General features: G+C 38.5%; 8 protein-coding genes, 1 tRNA gene and 1 pseudogene. 7 read left to right on the forward strand and 3 right to left on the reverse strand.

The features are described from left to right. On the forward strand, positions 1-584 hold a 584-nt coding region (locus tag D5018_RS19730), incomplete at its 5' end, for an IS630 family transposase (protein ID WP_121840702.1). 313 nt (positions 585-897) lie between these two features. Here the strand turns inward: D5018_RS19730 and D5018_RS19735 are convergent. Continuing rightward, positions 898-974: transfer RNA gene (locus D5018_RS19735), tRNA-Val, on the reverse strand. Positions 975-1,087: 113 nt separating this feature from the next. Further along, positions 1,088-2,454: pseudogene (locus tag D5018_RS19740) on the reverse strand (MATE family efflux transporter). Positions 2,455-2,488: 34 nt separating this feature from the next. On the opposite strand from D5018_RS19740, the gene D5018_RS19745 reads away from it, so the two are divergent. Beyond that, complete coding sequence (locus tag D5018_RS19745) at positions 2,489-3,103, forward strand: riboflavin synthase subunit alpha (RefSeq protein ID WP_121840703.1); 615 nt, start codon at positions 2,489-2,491, stop codon at positions 3,101-3,103. Here the strand turns inward: D5018_RS19745 and D5018_RS19750 are convergent. Then, positions 3,100-3,375, reverse strand: a complete 276-nt coding sequence (locus tag D5018_RS19750; RefSeq protein WP_121840704.1) for a hypothetical protein — start codon at positions 3,373-3,375, stop codon at positions 3,100-3,102. The two genes, D5018_RS19745 and D5018_RS19750, sit on opposite strands and share 4 nt — an antisense overlap. A gap of 257 nt (positions 3,376-3,632) precedes the next feature. On the opposite strand from D5018_RS19750, the gene thrS reads away from it, so the two are divergent. The 5 genes from thrS (at position 3,633) to D5018_RS19775 (ending at position 7,919) form a co-directional block, all read left to right on the forward strand. Beyond that, on the forward strand, positions 3,633-5,561 hold the full coding sequence (gene thrS / locus D5018_RS19755) for a threonine--tRNA ligase (RefSeq protein WP_121840705.1): 1,929 nt from the start codon (positions 3,633-3,635) through the stop codon (positions 5,559-5,561). Between the two features lie 3 nt (positions 5,562-5,564). After that, positions 5,565-6,107 carry a translation initiation factor IF-3 gene (gene infC, locus D5018_RS19760; protein WP_121840706.1) on the forward strand — a complete coding sequence of 181 codons (543 nt, stop codon included), beginning with the start codon at positions 5,565-5,567 and terminating at the stop codon, positions 6,105-6,107. Positions 6,108-6,197: 90 nt separating this feature from the next. Then, complete coding sequence (gene rpmI, locus D5018_RS19765) at positions 6,198-6,392, forward strand: 50S ribosomal protein L35 (protein WP_011496149.1); 195 nt, start codon at positions 6,198-6,200, stop codon at positions 6,390-6,392. Between the two features lie 17 nt (positions 6,393-6,409). Further along, entirely contained in the window at positions 6,410-6,769 is a 360-nt protein-coding gene (rplT, locus tag D5018_RS19770) for a 50S ribosomal protein L20 (protein ID WP_121840707.1), read from the forward strand. Between the two features lie 202 nt (positions 6,770-6,971). Further along, positions 6,972-7,919: a hypothetical protein gene (locus tag D5018_RS19775; protein WP_121840708.1), complete on the forward strand. Its 948-nt coding sequence runs from the start codon at positions 6,972-6,974 to the stop codon at positions 7,917-7,919. The last annotated feature ends 41 nt before the right edge of the window (positions 7,920-7,960 follow it).

A 7,960-nucleotide genomic window follows, 5' to 3' on the forward strand; every position in this document is an offset into this window, starting at 1 on the left:
TTAAAGAAGATTATGAGACGCTAAAGTCAGGAAAGCCAGAGGGTGAACCGATTGTATTCATGGATGCCGTCCATCCAACTATGGCAACCAAGCTGTCTTATGGTTGGATACGTAAAGGTGAAGATAAGTTGATCAACACCACAGGAAGCCGTACTCGTTTTAATATTATTGGCGGTATTGAGCTAGGGAAATTAGCCGAGGCCGTGACAGCTCAATATGAGCGTATTAACCAAGAGTCGGTTGTCGATTTTTTAGTGAAATTGAAAGCGCAACATTCTAAAGCGAAACGTATTCACCTTATCTTAGATGGTGCGGCTTACCATCGTGCGGACAGCGTAAAAGAAAAAGCGAAAGAACTGAAAATAGAGCTTCATTACTTACCACCATACAGCCCAAATTTGACCCCAATTGAGCGGCTTTGGAAAGTAATGAATGAGCATATTAGGAATAATGAATATTTCGCTTCAGCGAAAGAGTTCCGAGAACGGATAAATTACTTTTTCGATGTCAAACTACCAGAAATTGCAGATACTTTAACGAGTAGAATTACTGACAACTTTCAAACGCTCACATCTGCAATTTGAATTCACTTGGGTATAATTGATTTGCAAAGAAACAAAACGGTGTAAAGTGCTTGATTTATAGCCTGAATATCAAAAAATTGTCACAAGTAGAAAGTTAAGTGTGTCGTTTCACGGTGAAATCATAACTTTTTCATCCAAAAATTAAGATTACCTATACATCTAGGGTGGGGGTCATGATATTTCTTAAAAAGAATAGGTATGAGACCACGAATCTGTCACCAAATTGGCACAAGGTCATTTTTATACAAAAATCATGATGAAATCATAAAGATAATTTATCTGATAAGGTATTGATTTTGCTATGTATCTAGAATGGTACAACCGAGTGGATTCGAACCACCGACCCCCACCATGTCAAGGTGGTGCTCTAACCAACTGAGCTACGGTTGTATTTTGAAGTGGGACATGATGTCCGATGGCGCTTATCTTAGGTTGAAGTTGTCATAAGCGCAAGTCCGGATTTATGTTTAGTAAGTTGTTCGCTGGTTTTATATGCGACTTGCTCAATAATTAATAGTTTTGATTTGATGCGCGGCTCTATTTTGAGTGAAATGTAAACGCCAAAAGAATAATATAGCTGCTGTCGTTAACCCTGCAATGAGTCCTATCCAAAACCCTTTGGCGCCCATTGGACTTACGATGAAATTTGTTTTGCCAAGAATATATCCGAGTGTTATTCCTACTCCCCAGTATGATGCTAAGGTAATAAAAAAAGTTACTGTATTGTCTTTGTAGCCACGTAAAGCGCCTGCTGCGACAACTTGGATGGCATCAGAAATTTGATACATGGCTGCAAGCCCCATTAGTGCGACAGCCATTTGAACAACAATGGGGTTATCGTTGTAGATTAAAGCGATTTGTTCTTTAAATAGAAGGGTACATATAGCTGTAACTACAGCCATAATTAATCCGACGGCTAATCCAACCTTGGTAGCGGTTTTTGATAAATTAATATTTTCACGCCAACGTAATATCCCACTCGAATTGAAACAGCCATCCCAATGGATAATGGAAGCATAAAAACCAGCGATGAAAAATTTAGTGCTATCTGGTGGCTTGCTACAACATTTGCTCCTAGTGGTGCAAGCATAAGAGCAATAACTGAAAATAAGCTGACTTCAAATAAAACGGATAAACCTATTGGTAAGCCTAATATGATTAATGATTTTATTACTGATAAATCAGGTTTGTACAATTTATTGAATAACTTTATTTGTTTGAATTTAGGATGGAAGTGTATATAAATAGCCATGCTAAATAGCGTGCACCACATTACAAGAGCTGTTGCCACACCACAACCAGCACCACCCATTTCAGGTGCACCAAAATATCCATGAATAAATATATAGTTTGCGGGTATGTTGATTAGTAAACCAATAAATCCAATTACCATGGTTGGCAAAGTATAAGATATCCCTTCACTACATCCTCTTAATGCTTGATAGAGCATAAAAGCTGGCGCTCCCCATAAAACAGCATCAATATAGCCTTTCGCCAACTCAGCCAACTTGGGTTCAAGGGACATTTTTGAGAGAATGAGAGAAGAATAACTCAGTACTAGCATTACTAAAATTGCCCCGATTAAGGCAATGTAAGCTGCTTGATGAATAAGAGGGCGAATTTTTTCTGCGTTGTTGGCACCATGATGCCCAGATACCACTGGTGTGTATGCCATCAATATGCCCAAAATAAATAGAAAAGGCGGAAACCATAAACTAGTGCCGATGGCTACGGCAGCCATATCAGTAGCACTGACTTGACCTGCCATAACCGTATCAGTAAATCCCATCAATGTTTGGGTTATTTGCGCGATAAAGATTGGGGCTGCGAGCTGAAATAAACGTTTAGCTTGATACCCGAAATGATTCATTCATACACCTTTGATAACTGAAGAGAATAACTAAATGTTTACAGGAATTGTACAAACAACAGCGGACGTAGTTTCAATTAACAAATTGCATGGTCTAAAACAATTTGGGATCGCTATTAAACCTGAGTTTTGTAAGAACTTAATAAGTGGTGCAAGTGTTGCTGTTAACGGTGTGTGTTTGACAGTTACTGAACAAAGAGATGATAAGGTGTTTTTTGATGTAATGGAAGAAACACTAAGGGTTACGAATTTAGATGTTGTTGACGAGGGGCATCAAGTAAATATCGAAAGATCATTGTCATTTGGAGATGAAATTGGAGGGCATATTGTCTCAGGGCATATTCATACGCAAGCAAAAGTCGTCTCAGTGAAGAATACTGATGATCACTTTAACTTGACGCTAGAGGTTGCACCTACATGGATGAAATATATTTTGTATAAAGGTTTTATTGCTGTAAATGGTTGTAGCTTAACGATAGGAAAAGTGGAGAATAATACTTTTGAGCTTTATTTAATCCCTGAAACACTTAAGTTGACGAACTTAAGTGAAGCGGGATTGGGTACATTTCTTAATATTGAAATTGATTCTCAGACACAGTCAATTGTGGATACAGTTGAACGTGTACTTAAAACCAAAGAACTAATTTAATATTCTATAGGCTTGTTTGGGTCATCAACTTTTTTGATTTTTGGAAAGCTTACTTTTTGAATTTTTAAGCCTTGTTCAAAAAAATCTTCTTTACGGATTCTGTCTATCATTTGTAAATGTTGTGTTTTCAGTTCTTGCTCTATGTCTTTTAGTAAAAGGGCTTTTGATTGTTGGGTTTCTATATGGTTTTTAAATTCTACATCTATTTTTGGCAAGCTATACATCGAAATGTTTAGTGATGATAACGCTGCAAATACTACAATTTTTAACATCCTTGTACCTCAGTATTTACGTGAATCAATACCCAACGGGAATTTAATAATAGAACAGATTTTAAACTTGTCTAAATCTCAAAATTAAATTCAAAAAAATTTAATCTTTGTTTGCTGTTATTAATAGCAATCAAGTATTATATAGCTTCAATCAATTAGGGAAAAATTAGACTCTGGTATAGGCTAACCCTCTAATTGAATTTCACACTACTACCCAAGTGGCCCTTCGTATGGGTCACCACTGGAAAGGAAATTTTATGCCTGTTATTACACTTCCTGATGGAAGCAAACGCGAGTTTGCACAACCTGTCTCCACATATGATGTTGCCGCTGATATCGGTTCTGGCCTTGCAAAAGCCTGTATTGCTGGTCGAGTTAACGGTGAATTAAAAGATGCATGTGACATTATCGAAGCTGATTCTGAGCTTTCAATCATTACCGCGAAAGATGATGAAGGGTTAGAGATTCTGCGTCATTCTTGTGCTCATTTATTAGGTCATGCTATTAAGCAATTGTGGCCAGATGTCAAAATGGCAATTGGGCCAGTTATCGATAATGGGTTCTATTACGATGTCGATCTTGATCATAAACTGACTCAAGAAGATATTGATGCACTTGAGAAGCGAATGCTGCAACTTGCTAAAACTAACTATAACGTAGTTAAAAAAGTCGGCAGTTGGCAGACAGCGAGAGACACTTTTGAGGCTCGTGGCGAAACTTATAAAATGCAAATTCTTGACGAAAATATAAGTCAAGATTCAACGCCTGCTTTGTACCATCACGAAGAATACATCGACATGTGTCGTGGCCCTCACGTTCCAAACATGAAATTCTGCCATCACTTTAAATTAATGAGTGTTGCAGGAGCGTACTGGCGTGGTGATTCAAACAATAAGATGTTACAGCGTATCTATGGTACCGCTTGGGCTGATAAAAAAGCATTGAAAGCTCACCTGAACCGTTTAGAAGAAGCGGCAAAACGTGATCATCGTAAAATTGGTAAGCAGTTAGATCTATATCACATGCAAGAAGAAGCGCCTGGTATGGTGTTTTGGCATAATGATGGTTGGAGCATTTTCCGTGAGCTTGAGACTTTTGTTCGTACTAAATTAGTTGACTATGAGTACGATGAAGTTAAAGGTCCAATGATCATGGATCGTGTTTTATGGGAACGTTCAGGTCACTGGGATAAGTACTCAGAAGCAATGTTCACTACCCACAGTGAAGCACGTGATTATGCTTTGAAACCTATGAACTGCCCTGGTCATGTTCAAATCTTTAATCAAGGGTTGAAGTCTTATCGTGATCTTCCATTGCGTATGGCTGAGTTTGGTTGTTGTCATCGTAATGAGCCATCAGGTTCTTTGCATGGCCTAATGCGTGTACGTGGTTTTACTCAAGATGATGCCCACGTTTTCTGTACGGATGATCAAGTTCAGCAAGAAGTGAGTAAATGTATCAAGATGGTTTACGATACATACTCAACGTTCGGTTTTGAAGATATTGTCGTTAAGTTATCAACTCGCCCAGAAAAACGTATCGGTGATGACAATATGTGGGACAGGGCTGAAGAAGCATTAAAACAAGCTCTTGCTAATAATAATATCAAGTACGATATCCTTGAAGGTGAGGGAGCATTCTATGGCCCTAAGATCGAGTTCACACTTCATGACTGTTTAGATCGTGCTTGGCAGTGTGGCACAGTACAATTAGACTACGCATTGCCATCTCGTTTAGGTGCTACTTATGTAGCAGAAGATGGAAGCCGTCAAACTCCGGTAATGATTCATCGCGCTATTTTAGGATCATTGGAGCGTTTCATCGGTATTCTAATTGAAGAATACGCGGGTCGATTCCCAACTTGGCTTGCACCAACTCAAGCAGTTGTAATGAATATCACTGATAAACAAGCCGATTATGTACAAGAAATCATCGGATTATTCAAAAAGCAGGGTATTCGTGCATCAAGTGACTTGAGAAACGAGAAGATTGGCTTTAAAATACGCGAGCACACGTTAAGACGTGTTCCTTATTTGCTGGTCGTAGGTGACCAAGAAATGGAAAATAGGGAAGTCGCGGTGCGAACTCGAGACGGAAAAGACTTAGGTAAGTTGAGTATTGATGCCTTTGCCGCTAAAATCCGTGAACAAATTTCGCTCCGTAGTCTAAATCTTTTGGAGGAATAAGTCATAAAGGCTAAAAGAACAGGTGGACGCAAAGACGCTGCCAATAGAATCAATGAAGAAATTACTGGTGTAACTGAAGTTCGTTTAAGTGGTGCTGAAGGTGAACAACCTAGTATCATGAGCATCAGAGAAGCTCAGAGTAAAGCTGATGAAGCAGGACTTGATCTTGTAGAAATTAGCCCGAATGCTGAACCTCCAGTATGTAGGATCATGGACTACGGTAAATTTTTGTTCGATAAAGCGAAAGCTCAAAAAGAACAGAAGAAAAAGCAAAAGCAGGTTCAGGTTAAGGAAGTTAAATTCCGTCCTGGAACTGATGAAAACGATTATCAGGTAAAACTACGCAACCTGACTCGTTTTCTAAACGATGGTGACAAAGCGAAAGTTACGCTGCGTTTCCGTGGCCGTGAAATGGCACACCAAAGCATCGGTATGGATCTTTTGAACCGTATTAAAGGTGATTTGGAAGAAATTGCAGTAGTGGAGTCTTTCCCGAAAATGGAAGGTCGCCAAGCTGTAATGGTGCTGGCGCCTAAAAAGAAATAAGTAGGGCAATTATTTAAAAGTAAATGAGGCTTTTATAAGTCTCATTTCGCCTTGCTATTTATTAACATTCCCAATGCGGAGTAGTATACAATGCCTAAGATGAAAACCGATAAGGGTGTTGCTAAGCGTTTTAAGAAAACTGCTAATGGTTTCAAGCGCAAGCAAGCTCACCTTCGTCACATTTTGACTAAGAAAAGCACTAAGCGTAAACGTCATCTACGTGCTAAGTGTCTTGTTGCTAAGTCTGACGTTCCAGCAATCGCGCGTCAATTACCATACGCTTAATTTAGGAGATCTAGAAAATGCCAAGAGTTAAGCGTGGTGTAACCGCTCGTGCTCGTCACAAAAAAGTACTGAAACTTGCCAAAGGTTATTACGGTGCTCGTTCACGCGTTTATCGCGTAGCAGTACAAGCTGTAACTAAAGCTGGTCAATATGCTTACCGTGACCGTCGTCAAAAGAAACGTCAATTCCGTCAACTATGGATTGCACGTATCAATGCAGCGTCTCGTCAAAATGGTCTATCTTACAGCCGTTTCATCAACGGTCTTAAGAAGGCGTCTATCGAAATCGATCGTAAGATTTTGGCAGACATCGCAGTATACGACAAAGTTGTATTCGCAACTTTAGTTGAAAAAGCAAAAGACGCTTTAGCTAAGTAATTAGTTAAAGCCAAATTTGTTTTTGTTTCAAAGCCTCAGTTTACTGAGGCTTTGTTCGTTTTAACTTCTAATATTTTCAGTTCCACTAGTTCTCCGCATATTACTCCTTCAAAAAAAGCATTATATTTTCTAGCTGCAACTTGAATAATCCATTATTAGCACAATATTGTTTTTTAACATAAAGATAACAATGGAGTGTTTAATGCGCTTGGCAGTAAAAGCTAGATTAGTATTTCTTGTAGTAGCAATTTTAGGGTATGGCTTAGGTATAAAATTATTACCTGAGCAACTTCAAAATACTCAAGATTGGTATAGCTTCTATTTTATCAGTTTGATGTTTTTTGCTGTTTTTCCTTCTGTTTATTGGTTTTGTATCATTAAGCTAGGGGAGCAAAAGCTCTGGAAGATGTTAGTTATTTTCAGTTTAAGTAGTTTAGTAGCTCGTTATTCTTTCCCACCAGATTTTGCATCATATTTTGAATTCATCTCTTATATTCGATATCCCTTAATCGCCTTATTAATCATTATTGAAGTCTATCTTATGGTAAGTATTATTCGCGGTTTATGGCAAGCAAGGGGAGCAAAAGGTGACCCAAGACTTACTGCATTGAAAATGATAGATAAGCATGGCGATGGAGATGCAGATTCAAAAGGTGACCCAACAACAGTAAAAGATAAACTTTTAAAGCATGCAGACGAAGGAAGGAAAGAGTCTACAACTACACTGGCGCTCACTCTTGCCTCTGAGCCTGCGAGTTGGTATTACGCAATACCTTATTTTTCAAAGAATCATTCACCAACAATTGCTCATTTAAATTCTAGAGCTGCAAAAGTAAGTAGCATGTTTTTATTGAGCGTCTCATTAATTGTGTTAGCAATCTTGAGTTACTCCCTTTTATGGACTTTTAGTGAGCTTTTAGCAGTTATCATATGTTCTTTGTTCCTGTATGGCATGGTCTTCTGTATTGCCAATTATAGAGCAGCTAAAAACTATTCAATATATATTCAAGATGAACACCTGATAATCACGAAAGGGCTGATTGGAATTATGCGAATTCCACTTGAAGATATAGGCATAGGTATCTACATGGTTTGTCCAAAAAACGAACTAGCCAACTCTCTAAATGCTTCAATCTCCTCAATGGTATAGTTAGAAAGAACTTCGTTGAGCTGTAAAAAGACCCATAAGCC

Source organism: Parashewanella curva, assembly GCF_003675895.1.
Classification (GTDB): Bacteria; Pseudomonadota; Gammaproteobacteria; order Enterobacterales; family Shewanellaceae; genus Parashewanella; species Parashewanella curva.